General features: G+C 48.3%; 17 protein-coding genes. 2 read left to right on the top strand and 15 right to left on the bottom strand.

The genetic code is table 11. From position 1 onward, the window contains the following. Positions 1-2 precede the first annotated feature (2 nt). Complete coding sequence (locus tag AC4EHJ_RS01585) at positions 3-896, bottom strand: deoxyribonuclease IV (RefSeq protein ID WP_490973847.1); 894 nt, start codon at positions 894-896, stop codon at positions 3-5. Between the two features lie 11 nt (positions 897-907). Continuing rightward, a complete protein-coding gene (locus AC4EHJ_RS01580; RefSeq protein ID WP_490973846.1) occupies positions 908-2,203 on the bottom strand; it encodes a DEAD/DEAH box helicase in 1,296 nt (431 codons plus the stop codon). A gap of 125 nt (positions 2,204-2,328) precedes the next feature. On the opposite strand from AC4EHJ_RS01580, the gene AC4EHJ_RS01575 reads away from it, so the two are divergent. Continuing rightward, positions 2,329-3,309 (top strand): 4-hydroxy-3-methylbut-2-enyl diphosphate reductase, encoded by a 981-nt coding sequence (locus AC4EHJ_RS01575; protein WP_490973845.1) that lies wholly within the window; start codon positions 2,329-2,331, stop codon positions 3,307-3,309. A 63-nt stretch (positions 3,310-3,372) separates the two neighbouring features. Here the strand turns inward: AC4EHJ_RS01575 and AC4EHJ_RS01570 are convergent, their stop codons facing one another. From AC4EHJ_RS01570 to ccpN, 8 genes are all read right to left on the bottom strand, one after another. Further along, on the bottom strand, positions 3,373-4,482 hold the full coding sequence (locus AC4EHJ_RS01570; RefSeq protein WP_490975595.1) for a Nif3-like dinuclear metal center hexameric protein: 1,110 nt from the start codon (positions 4,480-4,482) through the stop codon (positions 3,373-3,375). Next, positions 4,469-5,182, bottom strand: coding sequence for a tRNA (adenine(22)-N(1))-methyltransferase (locus tag AC4EHJ_RS01565; RefSeq protein WP_490973844.1), 714 nt, complete (start codon positions 5,180-5,182; stop codon positions 4,469-4,471). The genes AC4EHJ_RS01570 and AC4EHJ_RS01565 overlap by 14 nt, the downstream gene beginning before the upstream one ends. Positions 5,183-5,362: 180 nt before the next feature. Continuing rightward, the gene (gene cccA, locus AC4EHJ_RS01560) at positions 5,363-5,755 is read right to left on the bottom strand and encodes a cytochrome c550 (protein WP_490973843.1); all 393 of its coding nucleotides are present in this window, start codon (positions 5,753-5,755) and stop codon (positions 5,363-5,365) included. Positions 5,756-5,883: 128 nt separating this feature from the next. Then, on the bottom strand, positions 5,884-7,023 hold the full coding sequence (locus AC4EHJ_RS01555) for an acyl-CoA dehydrogenase (protein WP_490973842.1): 1,140 nt from the start codon (positions 7,021-7,023) through the stop codon (positions 5,884-5,886). Positions 7,024-7,151: 128 nt separating this feature from the next. Continuing rightward, entirely contained in the window at positions 7,152-8,306 is a 1,155-nt protein-coding gene (gene rpoD, locus AC4EHJ_RS01550; RefSeq protein ID WP_135500758.1) for an RNA polymerase sigma factor RpoD, read from the bottom strand. Between the two features lie 34 nt (positions 8,307-8,340). Next, complete coding sequence (gene dnaG / locus AC4EHJ_RS01545; protein ID WP_490973841.1) at positions 8,341-10,149, bottom strand: DNA primase; 1,809 nt, start codon at positions 10,147-10,149, stop codon at positions 8,341-8,343. Positions 10,150-10,349: 200 nt separating this feature from the next. Beyond that, positions 10,350-11,153 (bottom strand): pyruvate, water dikinase regulatory protein, encoded by an 804-nt coding sequence (locus AC4EHJ_RS01540; RefSeq protein WP_490973840.1) that lies wholly within the window; start codon positions 11,151-11,153, stop codon positions 10,350-10,352. A 10-nt stretch (positions 11,154-11,163) separates the two neighbouring features. Continuing rightward, positions 11,164-11,802: a transcriptional regulator CcpN gene (ccpN, locus tag AC4EHJ_RS01535; RefSeq protein ID WP_135500755.1), complete on the bottom strand. Its 639-nt coding sequence runs from the start codon at positions 11,800-11,802 to the stop codon at positions 11,164-11,166. 312 nt (positions 11,803-12,114) lie between these two features. Here ccpN and AC4EHJ_RS01530 point away from each other — a divergent pair, with 312 nt between their 5' ends. After that, positions 12,115-13,491, top strand: coding sequence for a glycine--tRNA ligase (locus tag AC4EHJ_RS01530; protein ID WP_490973839.1), 1,377 nt, complete (start codon positions 12,115-12,117; stop codon positions 13,489-13,491). Positions 13,492-13,691: 200 nt separating this feature from the next. On the opposite strand, the gene recO is transcribed toward AC4EHJ_RS01530, so the two are convergent. Genes recO through ybeY form a run of 5 tightly spaced genes read right to left on the bottom strand, consistent with a single transcriptional unit; the run spans position 13,692 to position 16,654 of the window. Then, positions 13,692-14,486: a DNA repair protein RecO gene (gene recO / locus AC4EHJ_RS01525; protein WP_490973838.1), complete on the bottom strand. Its 795-nt coding sequence runs from the start codon at positions 14,484-14,486 to the stop codon at positions 13,692-13,694. Between the two features lie 11 nt (positions 14,487-14,497). Next, complete coding sequence (gene era, locus AC4EHJ_RS01520; RefSeq protein WP_490973837.1) at positions 14,498-15,418, bottom strand: GTPase Era; 921 nt, start codon at positions 15,416-15,418, stop codon at positions 14,498-14,500. Continuing rightward, entirely contained in the window at positions 15,402-15,812 is a 411-nt protein-coding gene (locus tag AC4EHJ_RS01515) for a cytidine deaminase (protein WP_416144517.1), read from the bottom strand. The genes era and AC4EHJ_RS01515 overlap by 17 nt, the downstream gene beginning before the upstream one ends. A gap of 19 nt (positions 15,813-15,831) precedes the next feature. Next, positions 15,832-16,185 carry a diacylglycerol kinase family protein gene (locus AC4EHJ_RS01510; protein WP_490973836.1) on the bottom strand — a complete coding sequence of 118 codons (354 nt, stop codon included), beginning with the start codon at positions 16,183-16,185 and terminating at the stop codon, positions 15,832-15,834. Further along, positions 16,172-16,654, bottom strand: coding sequence for an rRNA maturation RNase YbeY (gene ybeY, locus AC4EHJ_RS01505; RefSeq protein ID WP_490973835.1), 483 nt, complete (start codon positions 16,652-16,654; stop codon positions 16,172-16,174). Before ybeY ends, AC4EHJ_RS01510 begins: the two co-directional genes overlap by 14 nt. Positions 16,655-16,665: the final 11 nt, after the last annotated feature.

The following is a 16,665-nucleotide window of genomic DNA, read 5'->3' as shown; positions in this document are numbered from 1 at the left end:
CTTTACAGAGGGGCTTTCAGTTCTTCGATGACGCCCGGCGTAAAAACACCGTTCTTGAACATCTCGATTTCAAAAGCGTATGGCGCTTTTTTGTTTTTTGCGTCAATGCCGACGTATGGCGTTTCTAGGATCTTCGGCACGTGCATCAATTGTTTGTGATGGACAATGCCGTGCAGCGCCTGGAAGCCGATTTCGCCGAAGCCGATGTTTTCATGGCGGTCTTTGCCAGCTCCGCGGACGTTTTTGCTGTCGTTGATGTGCAGAACCTGCAAACGATCGATGCCGACGATGCGATCAAATTCCGCAAGCACACTATCAAAGTCTTCATTGATAGCGTATCCTGCATCATGCGTGTGGCATGTGTCAAAGCAAACCGACAAGCGTTCGTTATGGGTAACTCCGTTGATGATCGCAGCCAATTCGTCGAAACTCCGGCCGATTTCCGTGCCTTTTCCAGCCATTGTTTCCAGTGCGATGTTCACCGGAAAATCCTGTGACAAGACTTCGTTCAAGCCTTCGATGATTTTTGCAGTACCCGCTTCAACGCCAGCGCCGACATGGGCACCGGGATGAAGCACGATTTGCTTGGCGCCAAGTGCAGCCGTGCGTTCAATCTCTTTTTGGAGAAATTCCACGCCGAGCGCAAAAGTTTCCGGCTTCAAGGTATTGGCGATATTGATGATGTATGGCGCATGGACGACGATATTCGACAAATTATGCTGCGCCATATGCGCCTGCCCCGCTTCAATATTCAACTCTTCAATCGGCTTGCGGCGCGTGTTCTGAGGCGCGCCCGTATACACCATAAAAGTGGTCGCTCCGTATGAAAGGGCTTCTTCGCTTGCGCCAAGCAGCATTTTTTTCCCGCTCATTGATACGTGTGATCCCAATAACATGAAAAAACTCCTTACTTTTTACGATTTTTGCGGCGTTCCACTTTTTTGATTTCGTCCATTTTCCATTTCATCTTTTTCTTATAGCCTGGTTTGACGGCTTTTGGTTTATGGACCATCGATTTTGCTTTTACGTCAGCTGCATCTACCGTTCTGACACGGTTTTTACGGCTGTGGCGGTCTTTCAAATCAACAAACTCGCCATTGACGATGTCTTTTTGCTGGAACGGGATTCCCATCTTCTCGACACGGACGATTGCATCTTCTTCTTCCGGATTGAAAATCGTGATGGCCAAGCCTTTCATGCCAGCGCGTGCAGTACGTCCGACACGGTGGATGAAGAACTCCAGGTCTTCCGGCAATTCATAATTGATGACATGGCTGACGCCTTGAATATCGATGCCGCGCGCAGCCAAATCCGTCGCTACGATGTATTGATACTCCAAATCGCGCACTTGTTTCATCATTTTTACCCGTTCGCGCGGCGCTAAATCGCCATGCACACGACCGACGCGGATTCCCGCTTTGCCAAGTTCTTCAGCGACATAATCTGCATTGGTTTTCGTATTGACGAAAATGATCGCCAAATAAGGGTTGATGATTCCCATAATCTCCTTCAAACGTTCAACTTTGCGCTTGCTGCGGGCAGGAATCAAATAGAAATCCAATCCTTCTGCAGTAGGGCGCTTGTCGCCGATTTTAACATGGACGGGTGATTCCATGTATTTTTTCAGGAACGGCTTTAATTTTTCAGGAATAGTCGCCGAGAAGACATACATCTCCAGGTGTTCCTGCATTTTGCCGGCCACTTGGTCGATTTCCTCGATAAAGCCAAGATCGAATGCCAGATCCGCTTCGTCAACTACCAAGATTTTTCCTGTGTGGACCAATAGCGCGTTTTCTTTCACTAAGTCTCTCAAACGCCCTGGCGTACCAATGACGATATGCGGCTGAGTCTTTAGTTTATTGATCGAACGCTGTTTGTCTGTGCCGCCGATAAAGCTCTTCACTTCGATGTCGGACCCTTCGACAAGCTTCATCATCTCAGCGTAGATCTGCGTTCCGAGTTCGCGTGTCGGCGCACAAATAACCGCCTGCACTTCTTGGCGGCTCGTGTCGATCCGTTCAGCGATCGGAATGATGAAACTATGTGTTTTGCCTGTCCCTGTATGGGATTGTCCAATAGCGCTAGTGCCTTTCAATATATGGGGCATTATTTCTTTTTGGATTGGCGTCGGCTCTTTAAAGCCTAGTTTTTCTACCGCTTCTAGTATAAACGGCTTCAGGTTGTAATCATTAAATTTTGTCATGGGATTGAATCCCCTCCTTATGCTCTTGACATTATAGCACAAAATCACTTTTTCCGTAATGCAACTTTTGTAAAGCAGTGCCGTCTCCGTTATAATGAAGTTATGATTTTGAAAGGAGTGCGGTTATGAAAGTAATGAAAATATCGCCAAGGGGCTATTGCTACGGAGTAGTGGATGCAATGGTCATCGCGAAAAATGCGGCAATGGATGAAACTTTGCCACGCCCCATCTATATACTCGGAATGATTGTTCACAATAAACACGTCACCGATGCTTTCGAACAAGACGGCATCATCACGCTTGACGGCAAAAACCGTCTCGAAATTTTGGAGAAAGTGGAAACAGGCACGGTCATTTTCACCGCACACGGCGTTTCGCCACAAGTGCGTGAACTGGCTAAACGCAAAGGCCTCGTATCGATTGACGCCACTTGCCCGGACGTAACTGTGACACATGACTTGATCCGCGAAAAAACAGCCCAAGGCTTTCATATCATCTATATCGGCAAAAGCGGACATCCTGAACCGGAAGGCGCAATCGGCGTCGCACCGGATCTTGTCCATTTAGTGGAAACTGTAGAAGATGTCAATGCGCTTGAGTTGAATTCCGAAAAGATCATTGTTACGAACCAGACGACAATGAGCCAATGGGATGTTGTTGAATTGATGGAACGCCTCAAAGAGAAATTCCCGCATTCGGAAGTCCACAAAGAGATTTGCCTAGCGACACAAGTACGGCAAGAAGCTGTCGCGACACAAGCAGTCGATGCGGACTTGCTGATTGTCATCGGCGATCCAATGAGCAATAACTCGAACCGCTTGGCGCAAGTTTCGCAAGATATCGCCGGTACCCCTGCTTACCGCATTTCCGATTTGTCCGAGCTGAATTTGGACTGGCTGCAAGGCATTGAAACCGTAGCGATCACAGCTGGTGCTTCGACGCCGACGCCGATCGTCAAAGAAGTGATGGTGTTTTTGGATAAATACGATCCCGAAGATCCATCGACGCACGATTTGGCGCGCTCTGTGCCGTTGAACAAAATTTTGCCGAAGATCAAACACCCGAAACCTTCTGACCGCATCGAACCATACCCGGTCGGCGAATAAAACCAAATTACAGCAAAAAGACACGCCCCCACTCGGAGCGTGTCTTTTTCATATTACATGGATTTATTTGAACCGGAACGGTTCGGTATTCGTTTCCGACGGCAGGAATGTGCATTTCAAGCCGCTATGTTCTGCCATATAATCAACTACCCCTTGGATCATCACTTTTTCTACGTGATGGCCTGGGTCGACAACGGCAAGCCCCATCGCCTCCGCATCTTGTGCGACGTGGAAATAAAGGTCTCCTGTTACATAGACATCCGCTCTCGCGCGTTTCGCGGCGGTAATGTATTTATTGCCGTCGCCTCCAAGCACTGCGACTTTCTTGATCGGCTTTGAGAAATCCCCGACCACGCGCACTGCCGGCACATCGAGCCGTTCTTTGACAAATTCCGCGAAATCTTCCAATGCCATGCCGGATTCGAGCGTACCGACTCGTCCAAGCCCCATCGGCAGCTCCCTGTTTTCAAGGGGGAAAACATCGTACGCCACTTCTTCATAAGGGTGTGCGTCAATCATCGCCTTGATGGCACGGTCCCTTTCATGTTTTCGGATGACCACTTCGATTTTCGATTCAGCCGTCCTTTCCATCCTGCCGGTTTCGCCGATAAACGGATCTGCGCCTTGCGTCGGCCGGAAACGCCCCGTGCCCGATACCGTGTAGCTGCAGAATTCATATTCGCCGATTGCGCCTGCGCCTGCTTTACCTAAAGCTTCGCGCACTTGGTCTTCGTGGCTTTCCGGAACGAAGACGGCAATTTTCACCAATTCCGCTTCGTAGGTCTGCACCATTACCGTCGTATTCTGAAGGCCGAGTGCGTCCGCCAGCAAATCGTTGACACCGCCCCTTGCAACATCAAGATTGGTGTGCGCAGCATAGACAGCAATATCATGCTTGATGAGCTTTTCCATCAACCGCCCTTGCGGGAAATCCGTCTGCAGGTTTTTCAGCGGACGGTAAATCGGCGGGTGATGTGCAATGATCAACGCCGCACCTTTTTCGATGGCTTCATCAACGACCGCTTCGTTGACGTCAAGCGTCACCAAAACCCGTTCAATTTTTTTGTTCAATGTTCCGACATGCAAGCCGACCGGATCGTCTTCCATCGCCAAATATTTCGGCGACCATTTTTCAAACTCTTCGATGATTTGCTGTCCGTTAGGAAATTTCACCATTCAGCACCTCTTCAACCAGTTTTATTTTTCGTGTCAATTCCTGCTTTTTCTCCACAATGTCAGTGGCTTCGGCGTTCGCTTCCATCGATATCACAATCTTTTTCCATTGCGCCATTTCGCGCTGCCATTTCACATGAAAAACGTCCGGACGCTGCGCCATAAGCATTGGGCCGAACAGCAGCTCTTTTTCCGCGAACTCTACAGCATCTTCTGCAGGTTCGAGCACGACAATCTCATATATCTTGCTGTTTTCTTCCAAAATTTCTTCATCGATAATGCGCCAGCCATTTGCTGCGGCCCACTCGCGAATCGCTTTTGCATGGACATTAGGCTGCAAGATCAAACGCTGGACCCCGTTAAGGAGCGCTTTATCCTGTTCGAGGATAGACGCAATTAATGGACCGCCCATGCCCGCGATCGTAATTGCTGTGACGCCGTCTTCCCTTTCGATAGCCGCCAGGCCGCTGGCAAGCCGGACGGTGATCCGGTCTTCCAAGCGTTCCTGCCGGACTTGTTTTTTCGCTGACTCAAAAGGCCCTTTCACCACTTCTCCGGCAATGGCCCTTTCCGCGAGCCCTTCCGCTACTAAATAACATGGCAAATACGCGTGGTCGCTGCCGATATCTGCGACAATAGCCCCTTTCGGTACGTGGCTTGCAACTCGGCTAAGCCGGTATGATAATTGTTGAGCGTTCATGTAATGCCTCCTAACTTAGATAAGCGGAAACGGCCTTTTAGGCTCGACAGGCATAAGATGGACTGGCGAAGTGGCGCTTTTTGCCACACAGCCTGAACAGCATATGACCCGTGAGCCTGGCTGTTGCCGCTAGATAATGAAAGAAAAACCCTTAGCTCAAAGAACTAAGGGTTTTCAATACTATTCGAGTGTTAAAATCCACTCAGCCATTGCTGGAATGTTGTCGGCTTCAACAAGGCCACCTGGCATAGCGCCTTTACCGTTAGCAATAATTTCTTCAATTCCTGCTTGGTCAAGCTCCGTGTCGATCAATGATGGACCAACTCCGCCTTCATAGCTTGAACCGTGGCATGAAACACAGCTTTGCTGTGCGACAGCTTCTGGATCGAATTCAGCAGCAGCTTCTCCGCCGCCTTCGCCTTCTGCTTCGCCCTCTGCTCCGCCTTCTTCTTCAGTTGCATGTTCTTCAGCAATTTCTTCTTGGTTGCCAACGCCTTCTAATGATAAGAAGAAAATTAGACCAATACCGAAAGCCATGATTAAGATATAAGGTACAATTGCATTTTTTTGCATCCGTTACCCCTCCTCTTTAAGTTCTGCGTTAATGATAGTGTTCGTATCATTCATTATTGTACTGTATTATTTACAAAACGAAAAGTCTTAATGGATAAGTTTTAGCAGATTGTGACAAAATCAGTAATTTAGCAGCCGATTTGGCGAGCGATGACCATGCGCTGAACTTCTGAAGTGCCTTCGCCGATTTCCAGCAATTTCGCGTCGCGCATATAGCGCTCCACTTCGTATTCCTTCATATAGCCATAGCCGCCGTGGATTTGGATGGCTTCGTCGGCTACTTCCATTGCCATTTCAGACGCATATAATTTCGCCATTGACGCTTCTTTCGTGAACGGGCGCCCTTGGTCTTTCAACCAAGCCGCTTTATAGACCATGTTGCGGGCCAATTCGATTTTCATCGCCATATCCGCTAACTTGAATTGTGTGATCTGGAATTCCGATAATGTTTTGCCGAATTGCTTGCGCTCTTTCGAATAATTCAACGCTTTGTTGAAGGCCGCCTGAGCGATCCCTACAGCCATCGCAGCGATGCCAATGCGACCGCCATCCAATGTCACCAGGAACTGCCTAAAGCCTTCTCCACGCTTCCCTAGCAAGTTTTCTTTCGGTACGCGGACGTTTTCCAGCACCAATTCAGTCGTGTTCGATGCATTCAAGCCCATTTTATCGTAATTATCGATAATCGTGAACCCTTCAGCGTCAGTCGGCACGATGATTGCGCTGATTTCTTTTTTGCCGTCATTCATGCCAGTGATCGCCGTGATTGCCAAGTGTTTCGCATGGCTGGCATTCGTGATGTATACTTTCGATCCGTTGATGACCCAGTCATCGCCGTCTTCCACAGCGCGTGTTTCCGTGCCGCCAGCGTCAGATCCCGCATTCGGCTCCGTCAATCCGAATGCGCCGAACGATTCGCCTGTGCAGATCGGCGTCAAGTATTTCTCTTTCTGTTCTTCGGTGCCGAAAAGGCTAAGCGGTGCACCGCCAAGTGAAATATGCGCCGAATATGTGATGCCTGTCGAAGCGCATGCACGGCTCAACTCTTCCGTGACAATCGCAAAGCTCGTCGTATCCGCTCCCGCTCCGCCGTATTTCTCCTCAAACGGCAATCCCATCATCCCCATGTCGGACAGCTGTTTGAAAATCTCAGTTGGAAACTGTTTTGTGCGGTCGCGCTCAATGGCGCCAGGAGCGACCACTTTATCGGCGAACTCCTTGAGCGTTTTCTTAATCATCTGTTGTTCTTGCGTCAAATCAAAATTCATTTTAATTACATCCCCTTTGTGTATGCGCTTTCAGTATTCATTATATAGGAAAAATTTAGACAAACTCAACCTTTAACCCAAATTAGCGAAAAAAACCGTTCCCTTTTGTTGGAGGGAACGGTTTCGGCTTATTCCAGAAAGTCTTTCAATCGTTTGCTGCGGGAAGGGTGGCGCAGTTTGCGCAGCGCTTTCGCTTCAATTTGGCGAATGCGTTCGCGTGTGACGCCGAAAACTTTGCCCACTTCTTCAAGTGTGCGCGTGCGGCCGTCGTCAAGACCGAAACGCAGGCGCAAGACGTTTTCTTCACGATCTGTCAACGTATCCAGGACGTCTTCAAGCTGTTCTTTCAATAATTCATAAGCAGCGTGGTCCGATGGCGATTGTGCATCGGAATCCTCGATAAAATCACCCAAATGCGAATCGTCTTCTTCGCCGATCGGCGTTTCCAGCGATACCGGCTCTTGTGCGATTTTCAAGATTTCACGCACTTTTTCAGGCAATAAATCCATTTCTTCACCGATTTCTTCCGGTGAAGGTTCGCGTCCTAAATCCTGAAGCAGCTGGCGCTGGACACGGATCAATTTATTGATCGTTTCGACCATATGCACAGGGATGCGGATTGTCCGTGCTTGGTCAGCAATCGCGCGTGTGATGGCCTGGCGGATCCACCATGTGGCGTATGTGCTGAATTTAAAGCCTTTCGAGTAATCGAATTTTTCCACCGCTTTGATAAGGCCCATATTCCCTTCCTGGATCAAATCCAGGAACAGCATGCCGCGTCCGACATAGCGTTTTGCGATACTGACAACCAGGCGCAAGTTTGCTTCAGCCAAACGTTTCTTGGCTTCTTCATCGCCCTGCTCGATCAATTTTGCGAGACGGACTTCTTCTTCGGCTTTCAAAAGGTCGACACGGCCGATTTCCTTCAGGTACATTCTAACTGGGTCATTGATTTTGACGCCGGGAGGAACGCTCAGGTCATTCAAATCGAATTTGTCTTCAGTCGGTTTCATGAGGCGGTCCAAATGCTCTTCGTCATCTGATTTGCGTTCAAGCTCAATGCCATGGCCTTCAAGCTGATCGATGAATTCTTCCACTGCATCCGATTCCATTTCAAAAACCGCTAATTTATCGGCAATCTGCTCATAATTCAGTTCTCCGGTTTTTTTACCTATTTCAATTAATTGCTTTTTCGCTTCTTCGACTGTTGCTTCTGGCGCTTCTGAACTCAATGACACATTGCTTGCTTCTACTTCGTTTTGGTGTTCTGATTTCTCAGCCATACGACTTCCTCCTTTAAAAAAACCGGAATTGATTTTACAATGATTTCCGTAAAGCAATCACTTCTTGGGCTAGAAGCAGTGCACGTTTTAAATCATGCTGTTTTTCCGCCTCTTTTGATTGCTGGATCTTAAGATTGATTTCTTGTTCGACCAAATGCTTTTCAAGATGTTTGATGCAGTCCTTTATTTCCTCTTCGGAATGTTCCGGATCTCGTTCAGTCATTGCGGTCTCCATGACAATTTTTCGGAGCTCCGGATCTTGCAGTGTTTCCAAAAATTTATGGAAATCGGCTTTGTCCCATTCTTCGTAAAAGCCGAGGAGCTGGACATACAGCGCTTGGTATTCTTCACTGATAAATGGCATGCCCGACTGGACCGCCGCTAATTTAGCCATAACTCGCTGATCGGCCAATGCATGCGAAAAAAGGAGACGCTCTGCACGATTCAGCGAAGTTGTTTTTTTAGGGCTCCGCTTCGCCGGTTGGTTGTTAATGGGCTGTTCTTTTGGCGGCCGGCTGCGTTCTATCGACTTATTTTCAAGTTTGCGGTAATGCTGTAAAATCGCCTCTTCAGACAATCCCGTCTCATTTGACAATTGCTTGATGTATAAGTCGCGCTCAATTGAGGAAGAACGGCCCGCCAACAATTGCAGCACTTCTTGGATATATTGCAGCAAGTCATTTTCATATTGAAAATTCTTGTGCCTGCGTGCATGCATCATGGCAAACGCGATGAAAGCATGCGGTTTGCCGATAATTTGATCTTTAAAGGCTTCGCTGCCGTTTTCCCTGACATAATCATCCGGGTCCATTTTGCCTGGCAGAACCGCTACTTCAACTTTGAAATTTTCTTCATTCAAGGCGATTGCAGCCCGTTTCGCCGCTTCCCATCCTGCATCATCCCCGTCAAAGCAAATGACTGCTTCCTGCGCGAAACGCTTCATCGCACGGATATGCTGGGCAGTCAGGGATGTCCCCATCGTCGCCAAACCGTTTTCAACTCCGGCTTTGGACGCCGCAATGACATCCATAAAGCCTTCGAATAAAACGATTTTCCGGTTTTTGCGTATCGCTCCTCTTGCATGGTTGACGTTGTAGAGAACCTGGCTTTTTTGGAAAATGGGCGATTCCGGGCTGTTCATGTACTTGGCTTCCTGTTTGTTGTTTTCAAGGACCCTTCCCGAAAATGCGATAGTTTTGCCGCTTTCGTTCATGATCGGGTACATTATTCTACCGCGGAAACGGTCAAAATATCCATTGCCCTGCTCACGCTGGATCGCCAATCCGCTTACTGCCAATTCCTCTTCGCTGAAGCCTTTGCGCTGCAGCGCCGTCGCCATGTAATTCCACTCTGGAAGAGACCAGCCAATGCGGTATTTCTCAATCAATTCACGGGTGAATCCCCGATTCTCCAAATAATCCAATGCTGCCTGCCCTTCTTCTGTATTGAGCAAGATATGGTGGTACATATCAGCAGCAAATTCATGCATCACAATCAATTGGCTGTCGCTTTTGGAAATCGCCGGTGCGGAATCGCCCGACGTATTGACTTCCACTTCAATTCCCGCGCGTTGGCCAAGCTTTGCCAAAGCTTCCTGGAAAGTCACATTTTCAATATCCATTAAAAATGTAATAACATTTCCGCCTGCGCCGCATCCGAAGCAATGAAAAATCTGCTTGTCGGATGTTACAGAAAATGAAGGTGTGCTTTCACCATGGAAAGGGCATAGGCCAAACCAGTTGCGCCCCCTTTTCGTCAGCTGCACGTACTCGCCGACTATATCTACAATATCTGCTGTAGAGCGGATTTGCTCGATTACTTCTTCAGGAACTCGATTTGACATTTCATCACCATTCTTTTTTGCTTAACATATTTAATTCGAGATTCTTTGGTGAATTCCTTCATCTTTTTGCAAAAAGATGACGCACGTTTTGCGCGCCTTAATATAGTTTTATCCACAATTCTTGATTATAAAACGTTTTCCTGAAATAATCCACAATTAAAACAGAAAAACCGCCTATACAGGTGGTTTCATCTGTCGCTCTATTTTCGTTTATTTAAAATTAAGTTGGCCGTTTCTTCTACTGCCCGATTCGTGACATCGAGAACTTCGCAGCCGATGCGGTCAACCACTTTATAGAAATGAGTGATTTCTTCATGAATGCGATTGATCTGCGCGTAATTGGCATCGTCGTTCAAGCCAAGCGCAATCAAACGTTCTTTGCGGATGTGATTGAGTTTGTCCGGGGAAATCACGAGGCCGAAGCATTTAGCCGGGTCCACTTGATACAATTCCTCCGGCGGATCCACTTCAGGCACCAGTGGGACATTTGCCACCTTTAAACGTTTATGCGCCAAATACTGCGATAACGGCGTCTTGGAAGTCCGGGAAATTCCGACAAGCACAATATCGGCCATCAGAATGCCGCGCGGATCGCGTCCGTCGTCATACTTGACCGCAAATTCGATTGCTTCGACTTTTTTGAAATAATCGTCGTCCAATTTCCGCACAAGGCCGGCTTCTTCAAGCGGCTTCGCCCCGAGTTCTTCTTCGAGCGCGTCCATAAGAGGCCCCATCAAATCGACAGCGGGAACGCCGAGCTTCACCGTTTCCGTAGACAAATACGTTCTCAGCTTTTTTGAAACAAGCGTGTAAACGATAAATGCGTTTTGCTGTGACGCGAGCTGGATGATTTCATGCAGATGCTCAACGGAATCGATATACGGGAATCGTTTCATCACCGCATTTTGATCCGCATACAAATATTGGCTTACTGCGGCTTTGGCGACTAATTCACCCGTTTCCCCAACTGAATCGGAGACAACGAACATGCGGAGTTGTTTCATTTTATGCACCTCACAATTCATGGCTTTCCGATAAAGATAAAAATGCGCGCGTAATATTAGTCTTGGTCAGGCGGCCGACGACCTTGAATCCGTCTGGCTGCTCTTCAACGACTGGAAGCGCGTCAATTTGCTGGTTGATCAGGCGGTGTGCCGCTTGGATCAGCGAATCGTTCTTTGTGCAGAATGTAATGTTCGGCATCCGCGTCATAATGATATGTACAGGGATGGCACCTAGATTCTGGCTGCCAAGGCTCGTCCGCAGCAAATCCTTGCGGGACAGGACGCCAGTCAAATAAGAATTCTTATCGACGACGAACAGGGTGCCGACATCGTCAAGAAACATCTGGCTGATGGCGTCATAAACACTGACGTCTTCGCGGACAACTACCGGAATCGACTGGAAATCCTTTACTTTCATATTATTCATCGTATCCGAAATGTCCTGGCCCGGTTTTTTGCCGGAATAAAAATAACCGACACGCGGTCGGGCATCCAGGAACCCTGCCATAGTCAAAATGGCCAAATCGGGCCGTAATGTAGCACGCGTCAAATGCAGACGGTCTGCAATCTGCTCACCCGTAATCGGGCCATTGCCTTTGACGATGCGCAATATCTCTTCTTGTCTCTTATTGAGTTCGATCGGACTCACCGCCTCAAAATATGTTATACTCAATGTTAATTATTATATACTAATTAAGGCTATATTGCGAAGAAAAGAATGCCATGTTACAATACTATAGAATTAAATAGCTGGCAATGATGGAAATTAAAGTACTGTTACATGCAGCGAGCGGGGATGGTGAAAGCCCGCAAGGACAGGAAAAGGCGTTCTGGAGCCATATTTTTTAAGAGGGTTGCATGCTGTGCAGCCAATCGGGGTGGAACCGCGGGTCATAACGTACTCGTCCTCGGACTATATGTCCGGGACGTGTGCGATTTTTTATTTTATGGAGGTTTTTTTATGTCAATGGAAGATGTAGTAGCGTTAGCAAAACACAGAGGCTTTGTATTCCCAGGTTCTGAAATTTACGGGGGCCTAGCAAACACGTGGGATTACGGCCCACTTGGCGTCGAACTGAAAAACAACATCAAAAAAGCATGGTGGAAAAAATTCGTCCAGGAATCGGTGCATAACGTCGGTTTAGACGCTGCGATCCTGATGAATCCGAAAACATGGGTGGCTTCCGGCCACGTCGGAAACTTCAACGATCCGATGATCGACTGCAAGAGCTGCAAAACGCGCCACCGCGCAGACAAATTGATCGAAGACGCGCTTGACGCAAAAGGCATTGAGATGATCGTCGACGGCCTATCATTCGACCGCATGGCTGAACTGATCAAAGAACACGAAATCAAATGCCCTGTTTGCGGCAAACAAGATTACACGGACATCCGCCAATTCAATTTGATGTTCAAAACGTTCCAAGGAGTTACTGAAGCTTCCACAAACGAAATCTTCCTTCGGCCGGAAACGGCTCAGGGGATTTTCGTCAACTATAAGAACGTTCAGCGCTCGATGCGCAAGAAAATGCCATTCGGCATCGCACAAATCGGCAAAAGTTTCCGAAACGAAATTACGCCAGGCAACTTTACATTCCGTACGCGCGAGTTTGAACAAATGGAACTTGAATTTTTCTGCAAACCGGGCGAAGACTTGGAATGGTACGCTTACTGGCGCGATTTCTGCAAAAACTGGCTGTTGAACCTCGACATGTCCGAAGACAATATCCGCCTGCGCGAACACGACGCTGATGAGTTGTCGCATTACTCGAATGCCACTGTCGATATCGAATACAAATTCCCATTCGGGTGGGGCGAGCTTTGGGGTATCGCTGACCGCACAGACTTCGACTTGAAGCGTCATATGGAACATTCCGGCGAAGATTTCAATTACATCGACCCGATCACGAATGAGCGCTACGTGCCTTACTGCATCGAGCCTTCACTCGGCGCGGACCGTGTAACACTTGCCTTCCTTGTAGATGCTTACCACGTAGAAGAACTTGAAAACGATGATAAGCGCACTGTGCTGAAACTGCACCCTGCCCTTGCGCCGTACAAAGCGGCAATCTTGCCATTATCGAAGAAGTTGGCTGACGGCGCGACTGAAGTGTTCGCTGGCCTTGCCAAGCATTTCATGGTCGACTACGATGATTCCCAGTCAATCGGTAAACGCTACCGCCGCCAGGATGAAATCGGTACGCCTTTCTGCATCACGTATGATTTCGATTCAGTCGAAGACGGCCAAGTTACTGTCCGCCACCGTGACTCGATGGAACAGACGCGCATGCCGATCGCTGAAGTACAAGCTTATATCGAAAAACACATCCATTTCTAATCATTTTAGACCGGTGCATCTTCGTGATGCCCCGGTTTTTTTTATTGGTTTGCTTTTTTAGCGGCTTACGGACAGAATTGGAGTGGTTCCCGACAGTATTGGAGCAGTTGCGGACCGTATTTCAACTCGAACGAACAGTATTCCTAAAATGCGGACAGTAACCATCTCCTAACTTATTATCCTTACAAAAAAAGGCCCGCTCAGGAAAATTCATCCTGCTGCGGGTCTTGTTCTGGTTTTTTCGGCAGAAACTCTGGCGTCCGATCAAGCTGCTCGAGGAAGCTCCTCGATTTCAACCGGATTCCCGCCTGTTCTTCGTAAATCGAACGGACGATTCCTTTAACGAGCGATTTCGTTTCTTTTTTCAGTTTCAGCGACCCGACACGCTCAATCGGCACGAAATAAAACGTACGGATGAGCTTCACGAGCGATGGACTGAGCCGGATGATGTAGCGGTCGATATGGAAGCAGCGATGGCATAAGAAGCCCATTTCCTGGAACGAGAATGCGAATTCGCCATCTGTCGCCCCGCAATTCGCACATTCGTGGAGTGTCGGCGTCAAACCTGCGGTTGGCAGCATCTTCCATTCTACGAATAGCGAAATCGCTTCCGGGTCGTAATCTTCCTCAATTGCGTGCAGCGCTTGATACAACAACTCATAAATGGCTGGCTGGGGTTCGTCCTGCTCTGTCAGCCGGTCGATCAACTCGACGATGTAACTGGCATAAGCGGTTTTCATGATGTCTTCCCGAATATGGCGCAGCGATTCCAGCTGATCTCCGCCTTGCAGTGTCCCCATCCCTTTGCCTTTGAAGATGGAAAAGCTGCCATGCGTGAAAGGCTGCGTCACCGCTGCCAAACGACTGGACGGTTTTTTCGCCCCCCGCGCCATGCACGTGATTTTTCCGGCATCGCGCGTAAATAAGGTCACGATTTTATTGTTTTCACCATACGGGCGGGCGCGGATCACAATACCTTCTAATTGGTTCAGCATAAGCCGGCTCCTTAGTATTCGTCGTCTCTAAACCCGAAATCGCGGAGGTGCATTGCTTTGTTGCGCCAATCTTTCTGTACTTTAACCCATAGATCCAAATAAACTCTAGAACCTAGCAGGTTTTCGATATCTTTACGGGCGCGTGAGCCGATTTCTTTCAGCAATACGCCTTTTTTGCCGATGACGATGCCTTTTTGGGAATCGCGTTCGACCATGATCGTTGCCTGAACGCGGATCATGCCCTCATGCTCCGCGTCCGGTGCAATTTTCTCGATAACAACAGCAATCGAATGCGGAATTTCTTCGCGCGTCAAATGCAACGCCTTTTCACGGATCAGTTCAGAGATGATAAAACGCTCTGGATGGTCCGTCACTTGATCGGACGGGTAGTATTGCGGACCTTCCGGCAAACGTTCAGCAATTTTCGCCAACAAATTATCGACGTTATTGCCTTGAATGGCCGAAATCGGCACAGCTTCAGCAAAATCGAATTCTTTTTTATAGGATTCGATGATTTTCGGCAAATCGTCTGGGTGGACCTGGTCGATTTTATTCAGTACCAGGAAAACTGGCACGTCGATGCCTTGCAGCATATCGAGAACGAAACGGTCCTGCTTGCCAATGCGCTCATCCGCACTGGCGACAAAAAGCAACACGTCCACTTCACGGAACGTGTTCTTTGCCACTTTCAGCATGAAGTCGCCCAGTTTATGGCGCGGTTCGTTGATGCCTGGCGTGTCGATGAAAACCATCTGGCTTTCGTCTGTTGTAACAACGCCTTGCACTTTATTGCGGGTTGTCTGCGGTTTATCGCTCATGATGGCGATTTTCTGCCCGACAACACGGTTCAGGAATGTCGATTTCCCGACATTCGAGCGGCCGATAATCGAAATGAAACCTGATTTGAAGCCATTATTATTTCCCTGCTGCATAATCTAAATCCTCCGTTGAAAACGCGCCTGGAAGCAGTTCGCTGACTGTCGTTTCCTGTACGTCGCCTTGCAAATTTGTTAAGTAAACCGGCATATCCGGCGCACAAAATTCCGCAATTACTTGGCGGCATGCCCCACACGGCGAAACCGCGCCTTTTGTATCGGCGACAACAGCGATTGCTGCAAAGTCCTTATCGCCTTCTGATACGGCTTTGAACATCGCTGTCCGTTCCGCACAATTCGTCATTGAGTAAGCTGCGTTTTCGATATTGCAGCCGTGGTATACTTTCCCGCTTTTAGTAATCAGCGCGGCGCCGACTTTGAACTTCGAATATGGCACATATGCCTGTTCGCGTGCTGTTATTGCTTCTTTGATCAATTGTCCTTTTTCCATTCCGAATCACCTCTGTAAGTTAAAACCATTTTGGTAGAAATATTAGTAACCCAATTATAGCACTTGCGGCGGCAAATACCAAAACTGCGCCCGCCGCAATGTCCTTCGCTTCTTTCGCCAAAGGATGCAGTTCCGGCGATGCCAAATCAACGACCCGCTCAATCGCGGTATTGATCATTTCCAGCGCAATCATTCCCCCGATCACCCCGATGATTGCCAACCATTCACTGCTGGATACGCCTGTCAGAGCAGCAGCCAGAATCACCAAAGCCGCGGCCGCTAAATGGAATTTCATATTGCGCTCGCGCTTGGTTGCAGCCGCAATCCCTTGGCCAGCAAATTTAAAAGACTGAAAAAACTTAGTTCCCGCCATGCTCGCCACGCGTTATGCCGAGTGAAGCAAGGATTTTCTCTTGTCTTGAAAACATTTCCTTTTCCTCTTCTGCATCCATATGGTCGTAGCCAAGCAGGTGCAAAAAGCCATGTACCGCTAGAAAGCCAAGCTCGCGTTCGAATGAATGGCCGTAATCCCCCGCTTGTTCCTTCGTGCGGTCCAATGATATGACAATGTCCCCAAGCATACGCGGCTCTTCGGATCCGACGATTACCTGCTCCCCTTCGCCCAATTCTTCCATGGCGAATGAAATGACATCGGTCGGCGTGTCCTTGCCGCGGTATTCTTTATTCATTTCCTGAATAATATCATTCGTCACAAAAGTCACCGAGACTTCAGCTTCGCCCACATTTTCCGTCTCTGCAGCGTGCTTCAGCACTTTTTCCACAAATGACAGTTCGCTTTTTTTCAATGTTTCCGTTTCATCCATCAAATCGATTGTCAGCATGGCTATCCCTC

This window comes from Planococcus sp. TJ-301 (assembly GCF_058268475.1).
This window is presented reverse-complemented; position numbering and strand designations above follow the sequence as displayed.

Bases quoted from the DNA above. Each gene is read 5' to 3' on its own strand.
- AC4EHJ_RS01585 (WP_490973847.1), bottom strand. From the start codon at position 896: ATGTTATTGGGATCACACGTATCAATGAGCGGGAAAAAAATGCTGCTT.
- AC4EHJ_RS01580 (WP_490973846.1), bottom strand. From the start codon at position 2,203: ATGACAAAATTTAATGATTACAACCTGAAGCCGTTTATACTAGAAGCG.
- AC4EHJ_RS01575 (WP_490973845.1), top strand. From the start codon at position 2,329: ATGAAAGTAATGAAAATATCGCCAAGGGGCTATTGCTACGGAGTAGTG.
- AC4EHJ_RS01565 (WP_490973844.1), bottom strand. From the start codon at position 5,182: ATGAACGCTCAACAATTATCATACCGGCTTAGCCGAGTTGCAAGCCAC.
- cccA (WP_490973843.1), bottom strand. From the start codon at position 5,755: ATGCAAAAAAATGCAATTGTACCTTATATCTTAATCATGGCTTTCGGT.
- AC4EHJ_RS01555 (WP_490973842.1), bottom strand. From the start codon at position 7,023: ATGAATTTTGATTTGACGCAAGAACAACAGATGATTAAGAAAACGCTC.
- rpoD (WP_135500758.1), bottom strand. From the start codon at position 8,306: ATGGCTGAGAAATCAGAACACCAAAACGAAGTAGAAGCAAGCAATGTG.
- dnaG (WP_490973841.1), bottom strand. From the start codon at position 10,149: ATGTCAAATCGAGTTCCTGAAGAAGTAATCGAGCAAATCCGCTCTACA.
- AC4EHJ_RS01540 (WP_490973840.1), bottom strand. From the start codon at position 11,153: ATGAAACAACTCCGCATGTTCGTTGTCTCCGATTCAGTTGGGGAAACG.
- AC4EHJ_RS01530 (WP_490973839.1), top strand. From the start codon at position 12,115: ATGTCAATGGAAGATGTAGTAGCGTTAGCAAAACACAGAGGCTTTGTA.
- recO (WP_490973838.1), bottom strand. From the start codon at position 14,486: ATGCTGAACCAATTAGAAGGTATTGTGATCCGCGCCCGCCCGTATGGT.
- era (WP_490973837.1), bottom strand. From the start codon at position 15,418: ATGCAGCAGGGAAATAATAATGGCTTCAAATCAGGTTTCATTTCGATT.
- AC4EHJ_RS01515 (WP_416144517.1), bottom strand. From the start codon at position 15,812: ATGGAAAAAGGACAATTGATCAAAGAAGCAATAACAGCACGCGAACAG.
- AC4EHJ_RS01510 (WP_490973836.1), bottom strand. From the start codon at position 16,185: ATGGCGGGAACTAAGTTTTTTCAGTCTTTTAAATTTGCTGGCCAAGGG.
- ybeY (WP_490973835.1), bottom strand. From the start codon at position 16,654: ATGCTGACAATCGATTTGATGGATGAAACGGAAACATTGAAAAAAAGC.